Here is a 21,041-nt window from a genome sequence, read left to right on the forward strand (position 1 = left end):
AAATCCAGAGAGTCTTATTTTTTAAACTTGATGGCTATGGTCCGTATGGGCAGCTTATTGTGATTTTTTATTTAGTTTGTTTTTCTTCAAAAATGCACTGGATTTTCATAGGAAATTGTGTTGTGATGAAATTTTTGATTTTGAAATATTTCAAAGTCTTAGCTAGATGGTTATGAATCGGTACCCCATAATAAAAAGACAGGAATATTTTGTACCTATCAAATATGTTCCTGTCTTTGATTTTATTAAGTTTAACATCTATGATCTAAAAATAAATTTATTTATTTTTTTTCGAATCGCAAATGAACAAATTTCAACATTTTTATTAAGTTTACAATTCTTATCATTATACGTGTGCTTCCATCCCAATCTTTATTTGTAGGTATATCTTTAAAGAACGGGGAACAATTTAACACTTTTATGTTAGATGACCATTTTTCTATTGTCTTTGGATTGTTTACGTAAAAATACATCATTGCGCCGCTATTACCAGATTTTTTTACAGTAGAATTCGAAAGCTTAAGTGCGAATTTTGATTCAGCATCAAAATATAATTCTCCTCCAGGAAACTGGTTTGACATAGCGACTATGATTTCTTTTAAATCTTCTTCTTTAAAGTAATAAAACACACCTGCTGATATAAAAAGAATACCATCGTTCGGATCATATTTTATATCGCCAAACCAAGAAGTATCAAAAAAGGATTTAGAAATGCTAATATTTCTCGGTGTATCTTCAATTAACGTTTTTCGAAAAGAGATTGCATTGGGTAAATCAAGGTTATACCAGTGTATTGTACCATTATCAATTCTTGAAAAAGTAGTGTCTAGTCCAGAACCGATATTTACAATAGTAGCATTCGGATGTTTTGTTATAAATCTTTTTATCGTATCGTCTATTTTTCGTGCCCGGGTAATGTATGTGATACATCCGTATTCACCAAAGGTATTTGCTATTGTTGAAAAGTTAAAATCATATTCTTTAATAATCCGAATAGCTTCTGTATCATCTAAAATATCCTTGTTTTTCTCACTACCATTTGCTCGCCCCCAGAATGGAATAAGCATCGTACCTTGTACGGATTGTAAATCTAATTCTTTAACCATGAAACATCCTCCGTTTAATAATAAACAATATATTTAGTCGTTATTTAACATTTTTGAAAGCATTCTATTTGTTTTATATAGTCCGTAAGTTAAATCTCGTTGCTCTTCTTCAGATAATTTATCGAGATTAACTGTGAAATTATTATAAATTTGTTTCCACCTCTCATAGTGCACCTTTTCAGCTTTTTCTGTCAGAGAAATTAATATAGCTCTTTTGTCTATAGTATCTTGTTTTTTTACAATATATCCGTTTAATTCTAAGTTACGTACTGTCACACTTAATTGTTGCTTAGGGATGTTTAAATAACTAGCAATCATTTTTAAATTTACAGGCACCTTTTGTTGAGCGATATACTCCACTACATGTTGCTCCAAATGTGTAAATTCAGAGGATTTCTCCGATAGTAATTTAAAAGTACCTGACATGTTTAATAATAAATTCATGTATTCGTTTAATAATTTTTTATGGGCCATTGTTTTCTCTTCCTTTATGAATTTAGTCATTATTTTATTACTAATTTAACTATAAATCAATTAATTAAATTTAATATGGTAAATTTTTATTTGCTAATTTGTCGTTTTTGAATTTATGTGGACTGAAGTGGATGTGTTTGAGTAGTTGTTTTAGGAAAGGAAAATATGATCGAAAATAAAATATTACTAAACGTATATAACTAATGAATATAATGTCTTTTTCAGTTATTATGTTGTAAATCATTTTATGATAAAATCTATTACATAATTTAATAAAGGGGTAGTATTATATGGGTTATTTCTCAAATGGTTTATTAGTTTTGTTTGTTCTTATCGTATGTAGCTGTATGATTTTTGGTTGATAATATAATGGTAGTTTTATATAAAAGAAGTTAACTGTGGTGAGGTTAACTTCTTTTTATTATATGTTGAGAAGGAATTATATCGTTCATATGGAAGTTTGTTTAAGTTAATTTCATATTAAGGGTAATTTTACGAAATACAAACAAACGAGAGAATAAGGAGTATTCACATGAATAATAGTATAAGCTACACAATTGAACACCCAACAGACCTCAATGGATTATTAGCGTTATATGAATCTTTAGGATGGAACTCTCTTAAATTAACGGTTAACGAGTTAGAACGAATGTGTAAACAAAGTTGGTATGCAATTTATGTTTTTGATGATAAGAGGTTAGTAGGGATGGGGCGTGTCATATCAGATGGAGTCATAACAGGCATTATTTGTGGAGTGGGTGTATTGCCAAAATATCAGTCTAGTGGCATCGGGAAAGAAATAGTGAAACGATTAATCCAGCATTGTGAACAACATAAGGTTATTCCGCAACTTATGTGTGTAGAAAAATTGCAATCTTACTATGAAGCTATCGGATTTGAAGCATTCTCGATTGGGATGACAAAACACATTAAACGATGTTAAAAAAATAATTTAATTACTATTTTATAAATCGAACTCTTAATAAATAATAAAAGAGCATGTTTAAAATTACTTCAAACATGCTCTTTTATTAGAGTGGATATATTTCATATTAATGATTTAACCCGTTCCAATAAAAAGAAACGATTTCTTGTGCTAATTCATCTATATTTGGAAGAATAGGATTGTGATTTTCATCTTTAAAATTCCCGATTGATAATAAAGATACGAAAGCATGAGCGGCAAATTCAGCGTTTCTTTTCGGGATTTCTCCAATCTGCATTGCATTCTCGATTGCTTTTTCTAATACTTCATACATGCTGTCTTCAGCCTCTTTTAATTCTTTCAATTGCTCTTCAGATAACGATAGTTTTGCATCTTTCATAAAATTCTTCATATCAATATCCATCGTTGCATGTAAATAGACTTTAGCGAAGTCCAATAATCTTTCTTCTAAAGTCTTATTTGTAGAGAGTATTTGAGACATATTTTCTCGTATACGCACCATCATTTCAATCATAGTAGCGGTAAATAAATCGGCTTTTGTTGAATAATAATAGTAGACGGTTGCTTTCGTAACACCGCATTCCTTCGCGACCTCATCCATGGAAACTACTTGAAAATTTTGAGTAAGAAATAATCGAGTTGCAACTTCTAAAATTAGTTCTTTTGTAGATTTTGTATTTTTATTTTGACGAGGCCTTCCGAGAGGACGTTGTTTTTGTTCCAAATTCATTCGCTCCTGACATGTATTGTTAAGATAATTATAACACAAATTTTTATTCATTCTTGATTAATTAACCGACCAGTATATATAATTAATAATGGAGGAAAAAAGGAAGGTGGGTTTTTTATGAAAAAGCACCCGTTACATATGTTAGGGAGGCTTGTAGCAGGGAAGAATACGCAATGGATAACTTTATCGGTTTGGGTTCTTATTACATTATTACTTTCATTTACGTTACCACAAGTAAATAATACGAAAGAACCGAATCCGAAAAATTTACCTGAAACTGCTATGTCGCAGCAAGCTGAAGCAGTAATGAAAAAAGAATTTCCTAATAATGCAGGAAATCCGCTGTTAGTAGTATGGCATAGAGATGGTGGACTACAGTCAAAGGACTATAAACTCATACGGGACGTTTATAAAGAGTTAAAGACTAGTCCTTTAAAAGAACAATCAACGTTACCACCATTTGATACAATTCCAGAGCAAGTATTATCAAAAAGCGCATCAAAAGATGGTACATCGTTCGTTACACCGGTATTCTTTAACAAGTCAGCTGGAACAGATATATTAAAAGGAAATCTTGATGATTTAAGAAAGATAGTGAATAGTAAGGTCGATGAAGATCCATTTAAACAAAAAATAAGTGATTCTGGGTTACATGTTCGATTATCTGGACCAGTAGGTATTCAAACGGATGCAGTTAGTTTATTTAGTCAAGCAGATGTGAAATTGTTAGTTGCTACTGTATTACTCGTATTGGTTCTATTAATTTTATTGTACCGTTCACCAATTTTAGCAATCTTACCTTTACTTGTTGTTGGCTTTGCATACGGTATTATTAGTCCTACACTCGGTTTTTTAGCTGATCACGGATGGATTAAAGTAGATGCCCAAGCGATTTCAATTATGACAGTATTATTGTTTGGTGCTGGAACGGACTATTGTTTATTTTTAATTTCAAGATATCGAGAATACTTGTTAGAAGAAGAAAATAAATATAAGGCGCTGCAACTTGCAATTAAAGCCTCTGGCGGGGCAATAATAATGAGTGCATTAACTGTTGTACTTGGATTAGGAACGTTATTACTTGCTCATTATGGAGCCTTTCATCGATTCGCAGTACCATTTAGTGTTGCTGTATTCATAATGGGACTTGCTGCTTTAACAATTTTACCAGCGTTTTTATTAATTTTCGGTAGAGCGGCATTCTTCCCATTTATACCAAGAACAACTTCGATGAATGAGGAATTGATAAGAAAGAAAAAGAAAGTAGTAAAAGTTAAAAAATCAAAAGGTGCCTTTAGTAAAAAGCTTGGAGATGTTGTAGTACGAAGACCGTGGACAATAATTATGCTTACTGTATTTGTATTAGGTGGATTGGCATCATTTGTACCACGTATTCAATACACATATGACCTATTAGAATCGTTTCCTAAAGATATGCTTTCACGTGAAGGGTTTACGTTAATTAGTGATCATTTTTCAGCTGGTGAACTAGCGCCAATAAAAGTTGTTGTTGATGCGAAAGGAAAAGAGCTTCCTGTTAAACAAGAACTGGAGAAATTTTCTTTCGTAAAAACAGTGAAAGAGCCAAAGGAGGGTAAAGAAAATAAGCAAATTAAAATGTATGAAGTTTCTTTAGCTGAAAATCCATACTCAATTGAAGCATTAGATCAAATCCCTAAATTGAGAAACAGTGTAGAAAAAGTATTAAAAGATGCAGAGATTAGTAATGCTGAAGATCAACTATGGATTGGTGGAGAAACGGCTTCATTATATGATACAAAGCAAATTACAGAACGTGATGAAGCAGTTATTATTCCAGTAATGATTAGTATTATAGCTTTATTGTTACTAGTTTACTTACGATCAATTGTTGCGATGATTTATTTAATTGTAACGGTTGTTTTATCATTCTTCTCGGCATTAGGAGCAGGATGGATATTACTTCATTTCGGTATGGGAGCACCGGCTATTCAGGGTGCAATACCGTTATACGCATTCGTATTTTTAGTTGCTTTAGGTGAAGATTATAATATCTTTATGGTTTCAGAAATATGGAAAAACAGAAAGACACAAAATCATTTGGATGCAGTAAGAAATGGTGTTATACAAACAGGTAGTGTCATTACATCGGCAGGTTTAATTTTAGCAGGAACTTTTGCGGTGTTAGGTACACTTCCAATTCAAGTACTCGTTCAATTTGGTATTGTAACAGCAATTGGTGTATTATTAGATACATTTATTGTTAGACCATTACTTGTACCGGCAATCACAGTCGTGTTAGGCCGCTTTGCTTTTTGGCCAGGAAAACTTTCAAGAAAGAATGAAGAAATCCAAAAAGTGGATGCATAGTTGAAAAAGCCAAGGATACTTTCCTTGGCTTTTTTCAATGTAATTAATTTTTTGAAGTCAAATCATCAGTTGCAGCATGATCAGAATCTTCAATATCGGTTTCTGGCATTCCATATAAGCCGTTCATTGCTTGTTCTTCGATAGTAAGATTTACAGTGTTATTATTTTGAATTGGTGTAGCGTTTTCGATAACATTTTCTTTTTTATTTATATTTTTGTTATTCATGTATGAATCCTCCAAATTTCATTTGATTTATTTATAGTATGTGGATAGCTTTCCAGAAATATGTGAATAGATTCTTATAGATGTTATATAATTAAATAAACAATTAGGGTGAAATGTAAACTGTTAGGAGTGAACAAGTATGGTGAAAGCAAGGAAATTAGCCTTCTAAAATAAAAAGAAAATTTTAGGAGGCTATTAAAATGAAGTTTCATGTAATTGATAGAGAAAATTGGAATAGAGAGCAGTATTTTGAACATTATTTAAAATTAAAATGTACGTTTAGTATGACAGTAAATGTTGATATTACGCTTCTGATAGAGAAAGTACATCAAAAGGGAATTAAATTTTATCCGACTATTATTTATATAATTTCGAGAATAATAAATAAACATAAAGAATTTCGAACATGTTTTAATGAAGAAGGAGTTTTGGGCTATTGGGAGAAAATGATACCTAGCTATACAATCTTTCATAAAGATGATAAGTCTTTTTCAAGTATATGGACGGATTATTCAAGTGATTTCCACATTTTCTATAAAAATTATGAAGAAGATATGAGATGCTATGCTAGTATTCATGGTCTTTTCACGAAAGAAAATATTCCGCCTAATGTATTTCCGATTTCTAGCATACCTTGGACTAGTTTTACTGGATTTAATCTTAATATTAATAATGATGCTGATTTTCTATTACCAATTATAACTTGTGGGAAATATTTTAATGAAGAAAATAAGGTTATGCTACCAGTTTCATTGCAAGTTCATCATGCGGTTTGTGATGGATATCATGCGAGTCGATTTATAGAAGGTTTGCAGGAGTTAAGTCATACTTGCAACGAGTGGCTGAAATAACAACTAATTTTTAATTATATACAATTGAAAATGAATAATAGAAGAGATCCTGTTTATATTGCATGGTCTCTTTTTATTATTCATTAATACTAAGTAATTGTGGAAAATATAGGGTGATTTGTAGTTTAATAGTAAAGAGAGTGATTAGTGTTAATTTTCTTTGTTTTTAAATGTTTTAATAAGGGGGAATTAAAGTGAAATTCGTAAGCATTGAAAGAGATGAGATCCTAATTCATAATATAGCAAATTTGTATTGTAAAGCATTTGAGAAAACAAATTTCAATGAAATGATCGAGCGAGTGAAAAGACATATAGAATATGAAGATTTTAAAGGTATAGTAGCGATAAATGATGAAAATGAAGTAGTTGGTTTTACGTATGGTTATCGCTCATTAGAAGGACAGTACTATAATCAATTAATGAGGGAAGCGTTACATCTAGAGCAAGTAAACGAATGGTTACAGGATTGTTTTGAATTTGTAGAGTTAGCAGTTCACCCCAAATATCAAAAGGAAGGTCTTGGAACGAAATTACATAATAGATTATTAGACGGTATTTCAAATAGAACGAGTGTATTAACAACACAAATAAACAATGTAAAGGCACGTTCGTTATATGAAAGATTAGATTGGGTAAATATATTGGATCCATTTTATCCAAGTAAAGATGATGTTCCTTGTGTAATAATGGGAAAAGTATTAAAAACAAAAGTTATTGGTTTGTAAGCATAAAGGAGAAAACAAAAATGACGATAATATCTATAGAAAAAGCTACAATTTTAGACGCAGAAGAGTTAACGGAAATAATGAAAAGAACTTTTGATGAAGAAGCAAAACAATGGTTATGTGGCCAAGAAGATGTCATTGATTATAACATTCAACCACCAGGGTATTCTTCCGTTGAAATGATGAAATATTCGATTGAAGAATTGGATTCTTTCAAAGTGATAATGGATAAAGAAATAATCGGAGGAATTATAATTACGATCTCTGGTAAATCTTACGGCAGAATCGATCGTATTTTTGTAGATCCTAAATACCAAGGAAGAGGAATAGGATCACAAGTTATAAAATTAATAGAAGATCAATTTATAAGTGTAAGGATTTGGGATCTCGAAACATCGAGTAGACAAATTAATAATCACCACTTTTATACAAAGATGGGCTACCAAACAATTTTTGAATCGGAAGATGAGTATTGTTACGTGAAAAGAATAGGGACGAGCTCAAACAAAGAAAGTGTATTTAAAAATGAAGACATGAAAAATAGCCAATACGAAAACTGTAACTTGGAAAATACAGGGTATTATCAAGTGAATTTAAAAAATAGTTCATTTGTTGGTAGCAATGTAATGCATATGAATATGAGTAATTGTAATGTAAGTCAATCAAAGTTTAGAAATATTAATTTTAGAAGTTCTTCATATGCAGATTTAAATCTTTCTGGCAGTAAATTTAGTTTGGTGGCTTTAGGTGGAGTTCAATTTAAAGATACAAATCTTGGGGAAGATAAGGCCCCTATTTCGTTTAATAGATGTGAATTGGAACGTAGCAAGCTAAGTAATAGTAATCTTAAAAATATGGAAATAGAAAATTGTGATGTGACCGGTATGAAAATAAACGGTATTCCAATAGAAGATTTGTTGGCGTTGTATAATCGAGTAAATAATTAAACAACCCAACCAATTAAGGGAAGTTAGTTAGTTGAATGATATATAAATATAATTATATAAAAATAACATAAAGAAATACGAATGAGAAGGAATTTAATATGGGTCATAAGAATGTAGGTTGTTTATTTGGAGGGAAGAAAAATGGAGATTAACGTTAGAGCAGTAGAAATACAAGATGCTAGAGCGATTCATCGTATATGTGTTCAAGATGACGTTTTACCTTATATGGTTTTCTTACCTAGCATGCGTGTGGACGCGATGGAAAATAGAATTCGAAACTTAGCACCAAATCAATTTGAATTCGTTGCAGAGTATGATGGGAAAGTTGTAGGTTTTATTGGCTTAACTCAAAGTACGGGACGAAGGTCTCATTCGGCTGATTTGTTTATCGGGGTAGATAGCAAATACCATAATAAAGGTATAGGGAAAGCTCTTCTTACAAAGATGCTTGATTTAGCAGATAATTGGTTAATGTTAGAGAGAGTAGAACTTGGCGTTTTAGAAACGAATCCGAAAGCAAAAGTATTATATGAAAAATTCGGATTTGTAGAAGAGGGGGTAAAGGTAGGAAATTTAAAGGCTCACGGAAAGTTTATTAATGAAATTATGATGAGTCGTTTTAGACCTGATGGTTTAATTGTACAAACTAAATAGTTGTGGACTTAAAAGAAAGTAGTACAATTCAAAACAAAGTTGTAGACTTATTGTGAAGTTAAGAATAATACATAACAAAAAGGATGATATATAACTGTCATCCTTTTTTGAAATTGTAAAAAAGTAATCTTACCTTTTATTACTTAGTAATTTAAGATATAGGCTTTTCTTATCAATCCATTACGGGTTTAATGTATATTTAACTTAGCACTTTGTAATTTTTATTTAACTTCACTTTTTCATCTTACTATAATTTAATATGGGGACAAACTCTCTTTAATCCACTGTACCTCTTTGTAAGAAACCTACAAATTTGCTAATTACTCACATAAAAACATACATTGCATAAAATACAACGAAATTACAGGGAAAACAATTATATCTTCATTAGCATGTCCTTCTTAAAAACCTAGGGATCTCAGCATATATATGACATTTAGCATGATTTTGTTTCTTTAGTGTGAAGAATGTGAAAAGCAAGACAGGAGAGGATGAGCATGGCTGCAACTATTACCGGAACAGTATTCAATGATTTGAACCACAATGGTCAATTGAATCCTGGAGAACCGGGAATACCTAATGTTTTTATTGTTTTATTTAGCAGTTTGGGTGGTACATGTGTTACCACCCAAACTGACATAAACGGAAATTATAGTTTTATTGTCAATACAGCAGGAACTTATACTGTATATGAACCTGTGGCTAATCCAGAAGGTATTTGTCCACCAACTGTTTTTACTCAACCCAGTGGATTTACAATGTCAAACGGACCGAGAAAATTAACAATCACAGTTACCGCGACTCAAATTACTAATAATGCAACAATTGCTAACCAAAACTTCAGTCATGATACAGTGAACAACCCATTAGGTTGCACGACAAGTATGATTCAATTTGCAGGCGCCCCTACGACTTGGTTTGACATCAATGTCATAACTGGTCAAGCAATAAATCAGGGTACAGTTACTCCTTCTGTTACTGTAAACGCCATTGGATATAACACTTTGGATAATTATATTTACGGATATGACCAAACAAACGATAACATTGTACGAGTAGACGATGATAAAAATGTAATAACACTTTCTCCACGACCACCAGGATTACCTACGGGTGACTTCAACGTAGGAACTTTCGATCTTAACGGTTTTTTATATATTACTATATTTGATACCGCAAGATTCTATGTTGTCGATTTGCGGCCAAACTCCGCAACATTTATGAAGCTAGTGAATCCAGCAACAGGATACACAGAACAAACTAGTAATTTCGGCGTCGCTTTAAGCACAACTCTAGATGCTAGTGACTGGGTGTATAATCCGACAGATAATTTTTTATATGGAATTACTGCAACAGGAGTTATGCGGAGGATTTCTCCAACCACAGGACAAATCACTAATTTATCTACAACGCCACTAAATCAGGGTCCTTTCGGAGCGATTGCAATGGACTCAAGCGGTATAATTTATGCAATTTCCAATCAAACCGGGAATATATATAGATATTTAATTTCTGGCAATACAGCAACTGCGGCAGTGTTCTCCTCTACGGTAATCACCTCAAATAACGATGCAACTATGTGTCTACTAGCTGAAATTAAAGTTGATTTCGGTGATGCCCCAGATACCGGTCCAGGTAACGGACCAAATAATTACTCTACGTTACTTTCTGAAAATGGGCCCCGGCATGGAATTGTAAATGAATTATTTTTAGGTCGAGTAGTAACAGCAGAAACAGATGCCCATCAAAATCCTACTGCAACAGGCGATGATATATTACTAGGGATTCAAGATGACGCCTTATCATTTATAGAGGTACATTCTATAAGTGCAGTCACTTATACGTTAAATGTAACTGTAACTAATAATTCAGGCAGCGCTACTAATTTATATGGATGGATAGATTATAATGAGGATGGAATATTTCAAGGTAATGAAGCAGCAGATGTTATTATAGTTCCTTCTGCACCAGGGACTCAAAACTTTTTTCAAACCTTTACGGTACCTCCGGGCACAATCTTAACCCCTAGTCAAACCTTCATAAGACTTAGACTAACAACAGACGCACTTATAAATCAAAATACTGGTATACCAACGTTAGTGGATACAAGAAGCATTGGCCCAGCATCTGATGGCGAAGTAGAAGATTATATGCTACAAGTGAATAATGTTGCAGATTTAATGGTGTTTAAAGAGAACGATCCATCGCCAGTACAACCGTTACAGCTACTTACCTATTCAATAAAAGTAATTAATGATGGACCTGATGATGCTCTAGACGTCATCTTGGTGGATAATATCCCCCCTGAAATTTTGAATCCAGAGTATAGTCTAGATGGGGGCAACACCTTCCAACCTTGGCCCGGAATTTTACCCCTAGGAACACTTCCGCCAGGTTTTTCACTACCCATTTTAATACAAGGAACAGTTGCTGCCACTGCTACGGGAGTGATACAAAACACAGCTACCGTGCATACTAGTTCATTCGACCCAAATTTAAGCAATAACACCGATACCTCTTTTGCTTCAGTTAAATTTGCAGCAGATATTTCTGTTGTAAAAATAGCAAGTCCGACACCTGTTGTAGCTGGCGAACTACTCACATATACATTAACAGTATCAAATGCAGGACCAAATGATGCAGAAAATGTAACACTAACAGATTTTATACCAAGTGAAGTAGTAAATCCGGAATTCTCAACAGACGGTGGTGTTACATTTAGTCCGTGGCCCGGTATTCTCCCTTTAGGAACATTGCCAACTGGTTCCACACTACCCATTTTGATTCGAGGAACAGTAAATTCCACAGCTGTTGACTCCATCACGAACACAGCGACAGTGGAATCCTCTACACCTGACCCTGATCCATCCAATAACAGCTCAACAACCACTACCCCTGTTATCACGTCAGCAGATGTCGCTATTATTAAAACAGCAAGTCCAAGTCCAGTGACCAGTGGAGATTTGCTCACTTACACATTAACTATTTCTAATTTTGGTCCATCAGTTGCAGAAAATGTAACGCTTACCGATCTTATACCAAGTGAAGTAGCAAATCCGGAATTCTCAACAGACGGCGGTGTCACATTTAACCCTTGGCCAGGTATCCTTCCTTTAGGAACATTGCCAATTGGCTCAACAATAACCATCTTGATTCGAGGAACAGTAAGTTCCGCAGCTATTGATTCCATCACGAACACAGCGATAGTGGAATCCTCTACCCCAGACCCAGACCCATCTAATAATACCTCAACGGTCACTACCCCAGTTATTAATTCAGCAGATATCGCTATTGTTAAAACAGCAAGTCCAAGTCCAGTGAATGGCGGAGACTTACTCACTTACACATTGACTGTTACTAATTTTGGTCCAACAGATGCAGTTAATGTAACGTTAACAGACGATGTGCCAAGTGAAATTTTAAATCCGGAGTATTCCATTGACGATGGAATTACGTTTAACCCTTGGCCGGGTGCAATCTCTCTAGGAACTTTGGAAAGTGGCGCAACAACAACCATCTTGGTCAGAGGAACAGTAAGTCCTTTAGCTACGGGAATCATCACGAACACAGCAACCGTAGATTCTACTACACCAGATCCTGATCCAACCAACAACACCTCAACAGTTGATACACCAGTGAATGCATCGGCGGATATTTCCGTAGTCAAATTAGATAACCCTAACCCAGTGCTTGCAGGTGAAACCCTCACGTATACAATCGTAGTTTCAAACGCAGGACCATCGGATGCAGAGAATGTAACTCTAACAGATGCTATACCAAGTGAAATTTTAAACCCTGAATTTTCAATTGATGAAGGAATCACATTTAATCCATGGCCGGGTGTTATCGATTTAGGCACAGTGCTAAATGGCACAACAAGAACAGTGTTAATTCGAGGAACAGTAAGCCCTTCTGCCACTGGATTTATAACGAACACAGCAACCGTAGATTCTACTACACCAGATCCTGACCCGGACAACAACACCTCTACCTTCGAAACACCAGTTGAAACTTTAGCTGATATCTCAGTAGTGAAAACGGGCAGCCCGAATCCAGTACTTTCGGGAAGCGTGTTGACCTACACAATCTTAGTATCGAATGCTGGGCCATCAGACGCTCAAGATGTTACTCTCTCAGATGCAGTACCAAGTGAGATTTTGAATCCTGAATATTCAATAGACGGGGGAATTACGTTTAACCCATGGCCAGGTTTTATTAATCTAGGTACACTTGCAACTGCGGCCTCACAAACAGTTATCCTAAGAGGAACTGTGAACGGGTCTGCTACGGGATTAATTACAAACACAGCGGTAGTAAGTAGCGCTACCCCAGACCCCGATCCGACCAACAACATCTCCACTGAGTTTACCGGGGTAAATACTTTGGCTGATATTTCTGTGGTTAAAACAGACAGCCCAAGTCCAGTACTTTCTGGAGGTTTACTAACTTATACTGTGGTAGTATCAAATGCAGGTCCAAACGATGCATTGAATGTAACTTTGACAGATGCAATCCCCAATGAAGTTTTAAATCCAGAATTCTCAACAGACGGGGGCGTTACGTTTAATCCATGGCCGGGTGCTATCGTTATAGGTACACTTGCAAACGGCACTTCACAAACAATTATCATTAGGGGAACCGTAGATCCTTTGGCTACTGACTTGATAACGAACACAGCAACCGTAGATTCTACTACCCCAGACCCTAATCCAGAAGACAACACCTCAACAGTCGTTACACCAATTAATGCCGAAGCTAATATTTCCGTGGTTAAAACAGCTAGCCCAGACCCTGCTATTGCTGGTGAAGTATTAACTTATACTGTGGTAGTATCAAATGCAGGTCCAAACGATGCATTGAATGTAACTTTGACAGATACTATCCCAGGTGAGATTTTAAATCCAGAGTTTTCGTTAGATGGAGGCGTTACGTTTAATCCATGGCTTGGTTCTGTCGATTTAGGAACAGTGGTAAATGGAGCTTCAGTAACTGTCTTAATTCGTGGAACGGTAAATGCTTCTGCTACGGGAACAATCATAAACACAGCAGTCGTAGATTCTACTACTCCTGATACAGATCCAGAAGATAACACAACAACAATTGAGACACCTATTATTTCTTCAGCTGATATTTCTGTGGTTAAAACAGCTAGCCCAACTCCAGTAATTGCAGGAGAGCTGCTCACTTATACACTGGTTGTTTCAAATGCTGGACCGTCAGATGCAGACGCTGTATCATTGGTGGATGCTATATCAAAAAGAATCCTAAATCCAGAGTTCTCATTAGATGGAGGAGCTACGTTTAACCCATGGCTTGGCTCTATCGAACTAGGTGCATTGGCAAATGGAGCTTCAGTAACTGTCATAATTCGAGGAACAGTAATTACATCTTCTACTGGATTCATTCGAAATTCGGCAGTTGTAGTCTCTCCGACACCAGATCCAGATTTATCTAATAACACTTCGGATACTCTTACGCCTGTAACTGAATCAGCGGACCTTTCAATTGTAAAATTGAGTCGTCCTAACCCAGTAATTGCAGGAGAACTACTCACTTACAGATTATTTATCTCAAATGCAGGTCCGGGAGATGCACAAAATGTAACGCTTACAGATACAATACCAAGTGAGGTCTTGAATCCAGAATTTTCAATAGATGGTGGAAATACATTTAATCCATGGCTGGGTTTTATTGAATTAGGAACTTTAGCAAGTGGAACATCATTGTCCGTCTTAATTCAAGGAAGGATAAGTTCATCTGCAACCGGAACAATAGAAAACACGGCTATCATAGATTCTACTACTCCTGACCCAGACCCAACCAATAATTCCTCTACTAACGTTACAACAGTCGCTTCTTCTGCTGATATTTTAGTTGTAAAAGTGGGAAGTACTGTACCGGCGACAGTAGGTCAATTCCTCACGTATACTATCTTGGTTGTAAACGCAGGACCATCAGATGCAGAATCTGTAATTATAAATGATATAGGTCCAAGTGAACTTACAGACCTAGAATTTTCAATTGACGGAGGAGCCACGTTTAATCCATGGCCGGGGTCTACCAATATAGGGAACTTAGCAGCAGGTGCAATATATACGATCTTACTAAGAGGCATAGTGGATTCTACTGTTAGTGAATTGATTACTAACACTGTAACTGTAAGTTCTATAACACCGGACCCAAATCCCGATAACAACACATTTACTGTTGTTACGCCAGTAGAAGATTCGGCTGACCTTTCTATTATTAAAACAGCAAATACAACCTCTGTCTCTCCAGGTGGTCTCTTAACTTATACTATATTCGTATCAAATGCGGGTCCATCAAGCGCACAGAATGTAGTTGTAACAGAGGCGTTACCTTCTCAATTAGACAATGCGGAGTTTTCAGTCGATGGAGGAGTCACATTCAATGCATGGCCGGGTGCTATTAATTTAGGAACTTTAGCAAGTGGTGCTTTGGTCACTATATTACTAAGAGGAACTGTAAATTTAAATGCAACTGGGTCTATAACGAATACAGCTGTTGTTAGTAGTGATACCCCGGATCCTAACCCTGACAACAACGTATCCACAACTGATACGCCAGCAAGTGAATTAACGGATGTTTCAATTATAAAAACTGTAAACACAAATACAGTCCCTCCAGGTAGCTTCTTAACTTATACCTTATTCGTATCAAATACTGGTTCATTAAGCGCACAGAATGTAGTAGTAACGGATGTAATACCTCCTCAATTAAATAATGTGGAGTTTTCCATTGATGGAGGGGCAACGTTCAATGCATGGCCGGGCGCTGTTAATTTAGGAATTTTAGCAAGCGGCTCTCTTCGCACTATAATAATAAGAGGATTCGTAAATCAAAATGCTATCGGGTTTATAAGGAATACAGCTGTTGTTAGTAGCGATACACCAGACTCTAATCCTTCAAATGACTCTTCAACTGTTATTATACCGATAGTACCTGAAATTGTTACAGTTCTACCTTGTATTCCTAAACCTGATTGCAACAAGCACAAGCGTAGAAAGTGTTGATCTTTATCTAGATTACTTTCATATAATTACAAATTTACTAAGTTAAAAAAGTGGAGTCTATTTTTAGACTTCGCTTTTTTTAGAAGCCTTGTCACATGTCCAAATTAAGATATTGTGTATTAACCTTTTTTACAGCTCTTAGTGTAATTTCTAAAAAACAAGTTATACAACAAGAAAACCACAAAGGATGATCAGTTGATTTTTATGAAACTGCATTAGACATATTTCGGTTTTGACTTAATTTATATGCAGCCTGAATGTCCCTCACCTTAATTTAAAATCCAACTATACCTCTCAGTTCACCTTATAAGAGATCAGGACAAAGTTTATTCTATAGGTAGAAAAGGTACAGATAAAATGACCACAGCAAATCGTGAAAAAATGCCATTGCTGTGGTCAAAGAAGCATGGTGAATTGTCGCCATGCTTCTTTATTGTTATTTATGATTTGGAAGCTTCGGCTGTAATAAAAATAATGCCAATCCAATGAAAATAATTGAAATTCCTAGTGCTTGTTGTAGAGAAATGGTCTCATTCAAAATAAAATAGGCTAGAACACAAGTGCCAATTGTTTCTCCTAAAATACTCATTGAAATTACAGTAGTACTCATCCATTTTAATAACCAATTGAATATCGTTTGTCCTAAAATCGTTGCAAGGAAAGCTAATCCTATGAAGGACAACCATGTTTGTGTAGAGTAATGGAAGAAAGATTCTTGCTGCATGTAAGCAAATATACCGAGAAAGCAGGCACTACTTCCATAACTAATTACCGAATACGGAATAAGTGATAAATCTTTACGAACGTGTTGGCTAATGAAAAAATAAGCAGTAATTATTCCGGCTGCAATAAATGCTAAAATATCTCCGTATAAAGCTTCTCCACTAATTTGGAAATCTTGCCATCCAATGACGATACTTCCTGAAATAGCGATGAGGCAACCAATAACCGCTCCTTTCGTAAACCTCTCCTTGAATAAAAAATAACCACCAATCATTGAGAATAAAGGTTGTAACGTCACGATAACTGTCGAGCTTGCTACAGAAGTATATCGTAATGATTCAAACCATAATACATAATGTGCAGCTAAAAATAGCCCAGATATGAAACCGAATCTCCACTGTTTTTTCGTTAATGTTTTTAGCTCATTTCGATTATTTTTATTACATATTAGAAATGGTAGTAGAATGATTGTTGCAAATAATAAGCGGTAAAAAGCAATGATTACCGCAGGAGCATCGGCCAATTTTACAAAAATGGCTGAAGTTGATAAGGCGAATACACCGAAAAATAAGATGAAATATGAAAGAGTAGATGATTTCAAAGTCTGTCCCTCCGATAGTTTGTTTATTATAATGAAATATTTACGATATAATGTACAAAGGTAAGTATATAAGGGCTAGAAGATGAAAGGAAGTATTATTTGACTTTGTTTAATATGTCAGCACAACGGGAATGAAACATACATTATGATGGACGAAAGGGAGTAGTTATTTTGATTCACTATCGACTTGGACAAACTGTTTTAAGTTATCGTAAGAAAAATAATATGACAATTCGTGAATTCGCTGAGTATGCAGGGATTAGTACGTCACTAATTAGTCAAATTGAAAGAGGACATGCGAATCCTTCTTTAAGTGTTTTGGAATTAATAGCAAAAGCATTGAATGTACCACTATTTACACTGTTTATTAACGATATTGATACAGATTCACTCATTTCTAGGAAGAAAGATCGAAAGAAAGTATATCGGGAAAATAGCGATCACATAGTATATGATGTGTTAACACCGGATTTCATGAAAGCACGTATTGAAATGTTAATGATGGATTTAAATAAACAAGCAAATACAACAGAAAGTCACTATTCACATGAAGAGAAGGAAGAAATTGCTGTTGTTATGAAAGGAGAAGTGTATGTGGAATTAGAAGGAAAAGAATACTTTTTAGAAGAAGGTGATGTTGTGCGTATCCCGCCGAACGTGAAGCATCGCTTTTTGAATAAGGGTGATGAAGTGAATCACATCTTGTTTGTGTTAACACCATCTCTAGGATGAAAATAAATTGAGTTTTAGTATGGGGGAGAGAAAGATGAAAGATAATAGTGTTTTAAAAGATGGGCTTTCAATTATATCTCAATGTAAAAAAGAAACAAATGATATTTGGCACGCACATTTCGGAGCAGCTGCAATTGCTAGTTATTTTTTCATGAAGGATAATAATATTGATGAAGAAACAGCACGTAATATTTATTCGCAAACAAGGATGATGTTGAATAAGCAAAAAATAGGTGGAATTATTAATCATAAAGAAGAAATTGATTTTCAAATTGCTGAGAATATGATTCTAAAATCTTTGGAACAAACGATTGATGAACTTCATTGGGTGGGCCATAACGTCATTTATGCAGCATTAAGCTTATTAGCTATGCAAGAGTTGCGAAATTGGGGAAATCATCAAGATATTGAGGGGATTACTAACTTGATATTATCGTTTCAAAAAACAATTCCCGGTAGATCATGGATTGGTTTTAAGACGAAAGAAGTAAAACAATTAAGTATAGAGGGGGAGATACAAAGTGAATTGAAAAGTCCGAAACAATTATCTAAATTTATTTTAAATGAGCTAACAAAATTTAATATTATTTATCGAGCGGAATCGCATCATGATTTAATTGGGCATATGCTTACTTATTCTCACGCAATTAATATCATGTATGATTTAGGGCATAGAGATATATTTCAACGAGGGATACGTCCACTTTTGAAACTAGTATATGTACTGCGAGCGAGCCAAAAACTCAAGCCGAATACTGAAATAACTTTACACTCACCTATAGATCGATTACCTTTAATCCAATCTAAACGTGCAAATGTATTACCAATTGAAAATATATTTTGGGAAAAAGACTATAGTGAATTAGATTGGGATTTTGGGCATATCTTTAAATTTTCATATAGTTATTTTGATCATATAAAGAGGGCCCCAGAATATAAAGATATAACATTAGAAAAATTTTGTTATATTATAAATTCTTAATGGTATGTGATAATCGGAAGGGACTTAATTTGAGTCTCTTATTTATTAGTAGTATATTATTTTAAAATTTGTAAGATTTTACATGCGCGTTTTGCTTTTACTAATTATGTAAGTAGGCTATACTAAAATACATACATTTTATTATTGGAGAGAAATAAAACGACATGGAATTATCGAAATTAGAAAAAGTAATTGAGGTTAAAAAAGAAGAGCTATTATATTTAGTATCGGATTATGGATTTCAACATGAAAAAGTACTGGCATTGAGTCAAGAAATAGACAAATTGATTAATTACTTTATGTTTGTAAAATAGAAAGAACTATGACGTGATTTGAAACTGTTATAGTTCTTTTTTATTGAGTAATAATACATTTAGGACATTTATTAATTAAGAGTATAAACATAAATGTGTTCGTATATATTGTCTAATTTCTTACAGAATGATCAAGCTGCTAGTCGGATATGAGGACTTTTGGGTATAATAAAAAAGGAATTATTAATTGTATCGGTTAGGAGCGCAGCAAATATGAAAACAGTTGTTGTTATCGGTGGAGGTATAACTGGACTTTCTACTATGTTTTATTTAGAAAAATTAAAAAAGGATTATGATATCGATTTAAATTTAGTCCTTGTCGAAAAAGAAGAGTATTTAGGTGGTAAAATCCATAGTGTAGAAGAAAATGATTTTATTATGGAATCAGGAGCAGATTCTATCGTTGCACGTAATGAACATGTTATGCCACTTGTAAAAGATTTAAATTTAGAAGAAGAAATGGTATATAATGAAACGGGTATTTCTTACATATATTCTGATAATATGTTACATCCAATTCCTTCTGACACTATATTTGGGATACCGATGAGTGTCGAGTCGTTGTTTAGCAGTACGCTAGTCTCGACGAAAGGGAAAATTGTTGCTTTAAAAGATTTTATAACGAAAAATAAAGAGTTTACGAAAGATACATCACTTGCTGTATTTTTAGAAAGCTTTTTAGGGAAAGAGTTAGTAGAAAGGCAAATTGCCCCTGTACTTTCAGGTGTATATTCTGGTAAATTGAATGAACTTACAATGGCATCTACATTGCCGTATTTACTGGATTATAAAAATAAATATGGAAGTATTATTAAAGGTTTTGAAGAGAATAAAAAACAATTTCAATCAGCAGGAAATAAAAAATTTGTATCATTTAAAAGAGGATTATCTACTATAATAGATCGCTTAGAAGAAATGCTGAATGAGACTGACATAAAAAAAGGTGCTGTAACGACAGCTGTAAGTAAACGAGAAAATCGATATGAGGTCTCTCTTGCGAATCATGAGTCAATCCAAGCAGATTATGTTGTTTTAGCAGCTCCGCATGATATCGCACAAACTTTATTACAGTCTAATGAGTTGAATAAACAGTTTAATACATTTAAAAACTCATCTCTTATAAGCATTTACTTAGGTTTTGACATACTAGATGAACAACTACCGGCTGATGGAACAGGATTTATCGTGACGGAAAACAGTGATTTGCATTGTGATGCTTGTACATGGACAAGTCGGAAGTGGAAACATACATCGGGTAAACAAAAGCTATTAGTAAGAATGTTTTATAAGAGCACAAACCCGGTATATGAAACGATCAAAAATTATAGTGAAGAAGAATTAGTACGAGTAGCTTTATATCATATTGAAAAAAGTCTCGGAATAAAAGGTGAACCAGAAGTAGTTGAAGTTACGAATTGGAAAGATTTAATGCCGAAATATCATTTAGAACATAATCAAGCAGTTCAATCATTACAAGAAAAAATGACGGATCTTTATCCGAATGTATACTTAGCTGGCGCTTCTTATTACGGTGTTGGGATTGGTGCTTGTATTGGAAATGGAAAAAATGTGGCTAATGAAATAATAACTACATTAAATGAACAGTCAAAATAATACTGTAGCATACATCTGTAAAAACTGTCCCTT

16 protein-coding genes and 1 pseudogene are annotated in these 21,041 nt (G+C 34.3%); 11 read left to right on the forward strand and 6 right to left on the reverse strand.

The features are described from left to right. Positions 1 to 281: 281 nt before the first annotated feature. Both DN410_RS26435 and DN410_RS26440 read right to left on the reverse strand, forming a co-directional pair. Positions 282 to 1,106 carry a class I SAM-dependent methyltransferase gene (locus DN410_RS26435; RefSeq protein ID WP_149178678.1) on the reverse strand — a complete coding sequence of 275 codons (825 nt, stop codon included), beginning with the start codon at positions 1,104 to 1,106 and terminating at the stop codon, positions 282 to 284. Positions 1,107 to 1,139: 33 nt separating this feature from the next. Further along, entirely contained in the window at positions 1,140 to 1,580 is a 441-nt protein-coding gene (locus DN410_RS26440) for a MarR family winged helix-turn-helix transcriptional regulator (RefSeq protein ID WP_149178679.1), read from the reverse strand. Between the two features lie 532 nt (positions 1,581 to 2,112). Between DN410_RS26440 and DN410_RS26445 the strand changes: the two genes are divergently transcribed. After that, on the forward strand, positions 2,113 to 2,523 hold the full coding sequence (locus DN410_RS26445) for a GNAT family N-acetyltransferase (RefSeq protein WP_149178680.1): 411 nt from the start codon (positions 2,113 to 2,115) through the stop codon (positions 2,521 to 2,523). A gap of 109 nt (positions 2,524 to 2,632) precedes the next feature. On the opposite strand, the gene DN410_RS26450 is transcribed toward DN410_RS26445, so the two are convergent. Continuing rightward, positions 2,633 to 3,250: a TetR/AcrR family transcriptional regulator gene (locus DN410_RS26450; protein ID WP_149178681.1), complete on the reverse strand. Its 618-nt coding sequence runs from the start codon at positions 3,248 to 3,250 to the stop codon at positions 2,633 to 2,635. Positions 3,251 to 3,373: 123 nt separating this feature from the next. Between DN410_RS26450 and DN410_RS26455 the strand changes: the two genes are divergently transcribed. Continuing rightward, on the forward strand, positions 3,374 to 5,605 hold the full coding sequence (locus tag DN410_RS26455) for an MMPL family transporter (RefSeq protein ID WP_149178682.1): 2,232 nt from the start codon (positions 3,374 to 3,376) through the stop codon (positions 5,603 to 5,605). 43 nt (positions 5,606 to 5,648) lie between these two features. On the opposite strand, the gene DN410_RS26460 is transcribed toward DN410_RS26455, so the two are convergent. After that, the gene (locus tag DN410_RS26460) at positions 5,649 to 5,831 is read right to left on the reverse strand and encodes a DUF4021 family protein (RefSeq protein WP_149178683.1); all 183 of its coding nucleotides are present in this window, start codon (positions 5,829 to 5,831) and stop codon (positions 5,649 to 5,651) included. A gap of 200 nt (positions 5,832 to 6,031) precedes the next feature. On the opposite strand from DN410_RS26460, the gene catA reads away from it, so the two are divergent. From catA to DN410_RS28850, 5 genes are all read left to right on the forward strand, one after another. After that, positions 6,032 to 6,682, forward strand: a complete 651-nt coding sequence (catA, locus tag DN410_RS26465; RefSeq protein WP_149178684.1) for a type A chloramphenicol O-acetyltransferase — start codon at positions 6,032 to 6,034, stop codon at positions 6,680 to 6,682. A gap of 194 nt (positions 6,683 to 6,876) precedes the next feature. Beyond that, the gene (locus DN410_RS26470; RefSeq protein WP_149178685.1) at positions 6,877 to 7,407 is read left to right on the forward strand and encodes a GNAT family N-acetyltransferase; all 531 of its coding nucleotides are present in this window, start codon (positions 6,877 to 6,879) and stop codon (positions 7,405 to 7,407) included. 20 nt (positions 7,408 to 7,427) lie between these two features. Continuing rightward, positions 7,428 to 8,354, forward strand: a complete 927-nt coding sequence (locus DN410_RS26475; protein ID WP_149178686.1) for a GNAT family N-acetyltransferase — start codon at positions 7,428 to 7,430, stop codon at positions 8,352 to 8,354. 141 nt (positions 8,355 to 8,495) lie between these two features. Further along, complete coding sequence (locus tag DN410_RS26480) at positions 8,496 to 9,008, forward strand: GNAT family N-acetyltransferase (RefSeq protein ID WP_149178687.1); 513 nt, start codon at positions 8,496 to 8,498, stop codon at positions 9,006 to 9,008. Positions 9,009 to 9,505: 497 nt separating this feature from the next. After that, entirely contained in the window at positions 9,506 to 16,042 is a 6,537-nt protein-coding gene (locus DN410_RS28850; RefSeq protein ID WP_179958649.1) for a DUF7507 domain-containing protein, read from the forward strand. A gap of 223 nt (positions 16,043 to 16,265) precedes the next feature. Here DN410_RS28850 and DN410_RS28855 read toward each other — a convergent pair. After that, a pseudogene (locus tag DN410_RS28855) lies at positions 16,266 to 16,343 on the reverse strand (FMN-binding negative transcriptional regulator); the annotation flags it as partial. A 135-nt stretch (positions 16,344 to 16,478) separates the two neighbouring features. After that, positions 16,479 to 17,366 carry a DMT family transporter gene (locus DN410_RS26490; RefSeq protein ID WP_149178689.1) on the reverse strand — a complete coding sequence of 296 codons (888 nt, stop codon included), beginning with the start codon at positions 17,364 to 17,366 and terminating at the stop codon, positions 16,479 to 16,481. Between the two features lie 138 nt (positions 17,367 to 17,504). Here DN410_RS26490 and DN410_RS26495 point away from each other — a divergent pair, with 138 nt between their 5' ends. The 4 genes from DN410_RS26495 to DN410_RS26510 all read left to right on the forward strand — a co-directional run bounded on the left by DN410_RS26495 (position 17,505) and on the right by DN410_RS26510 (position 21,008). Next, the gene (locus DN410_RS26495) at positions 17,505 to 18,098 is read left to right on the forward strand and encodes a helix-turn-helix domain-containing protein (protein ID WP_370456832.1); all 594 of its coding nucleotides are present in this window, start codon (positions 17,505 to 17,507) and stop codon (positions 18,096 to 18,098) included. Between the two features lie 34 nt (positions 18,099 to 18,132). Next, positions 18,133 to 19,080, forward strand: coding sequence for a hypothetical protein (locus DN410_RS26500; protein WP_149178691.1), 948 nt, complete (start codon positions 18,133 to 18,135; stop codon positions 19,078 to 19,080). A 164-nt stretch (positions 19,081 to 19,244) separates the two neighbouring features. Further along, entirely contained in the window at positions 19,245 to 19,394 is a 150-nt protein-coding gene (locus tag DN410_RS26505; protein ID WP_149178692.1) for an aspartyl-phosphate phosphatase Spo0E family protein, read from the forward strand. A 213-nt stretch (positions 19,395 to 19,607) separates the two neighbouring features. Continuing rightward, positions 19,608 to 21,008 (forward strand): protoporphyrinogen oxidase, encoded by a 1,401-nt coding sequence (locus DN410_RS26510; protein ID WP_149178693.1) that lies wholly within the window; start codon positions 19,608 to 19,610, stop codon positions 21,006 to 21,008. The last annotated feature ends 33 nt before the right edge of the window (positions 21,009 to 21,041 follow it).

Origin of the sequence: Bacillus sp. SH5-2 (genome assembly GCF_008368905.1) — a bacterium.
Lineage (GTDB): Bacteria > Bacillota > Bacilli > Bacillales > Bacillaceae_G > Bacillus_A > Bacillus_A luti.

What these genes read in the sequence shown, in the direction of transcription:
- DN410_RS26500 (WP_149178691.1), top strand. Translation starts at nt 18,133, where the DNA reads ATGAAAGATAATAGTGTTTTAAAAGATGGGCTTTCAATTATATCTCAA.
- DN410_RS28850 (WP_179958649.1), top strand. Translation starts at nt 9,506, where the DNA reads ATGGCTGCAACTATTACCGGAACAGTATTCAATGATTTGAACCACAAT.
- DN410_RS26480 (WP_149178687.1), top strand. Translation starts at nt 8,496, where the DNA reads ATGGAGATTAACGTTAGAGCAGTAGAAATACAAGATGCTAGAGCGATT.
- DN410_RS26505 (WP_149178692.1), top strand. Translation starts at nt 19,245, where the DNA reads ATGGAATTATCGAAATTAGAAAAAGTAATTGAGGTTAAAAAAGAAGAG.
- DN410_RS26440 (WP_149178679.1), bottom strand. Translation starts at nt 1,580, where the DNA reads ATGGCCCATAAAAAATTATTAAACGAATACATGAATTTATTATTAAAC.
- DN410_RS26475 (WP_149178686.1), top strand. Translation starts at nt 7,428, where the DNA reads ATGACGATAATATCTATAGAAAAAGCTACAATTTTAGACGCAGAAGAG.
- DN410_RS26460 (WP_149178683.1), bottom strand. Translation starts at nt 5,831, where the DNA reads ATGAATAACAAAAATATAAATAAAAAAGAAAATGTTATCGAAAACGCT.
- DN410_RS26435 (WP_149178678.1), bottom strand. Translation starts at nt 1,106, where the DNA reads ATGGTTAAAGAATTAGATTTACAATCCGTACAAGGTACGATGCTTATT.
- DN410_RS26455 (WP_149178682.1), top strand. Translation starts at nt 3,374, where the DNA reads ATGAAAAAGCACCCGTTACATATGTTAGGGAGGCTTGTAGCAGGGAAG.
- DN410_RS26510 (WP_149178693.1), top strand. Translation starts at nt 19,608, where the DNA reads ATGAAAACAGTTGTTGTTATCGGTGGAGGTATAACTGGACTTTCTACT.
- catA (WP_149178684.1), top strand. Translation starts at nt 6,032, where the DNA reads ATGAAGTTTCATGTAATTGATAGAGAAAATTGGAATAGAGAGCAGTAT.
- DN410_RS26445 (WP_149178680.1), top strand. Translation starts at nt 2,113, where the DNA reads ATGAATAATAGTATAAGCTACACAATTGAACACCCAACAGACCTCAAT.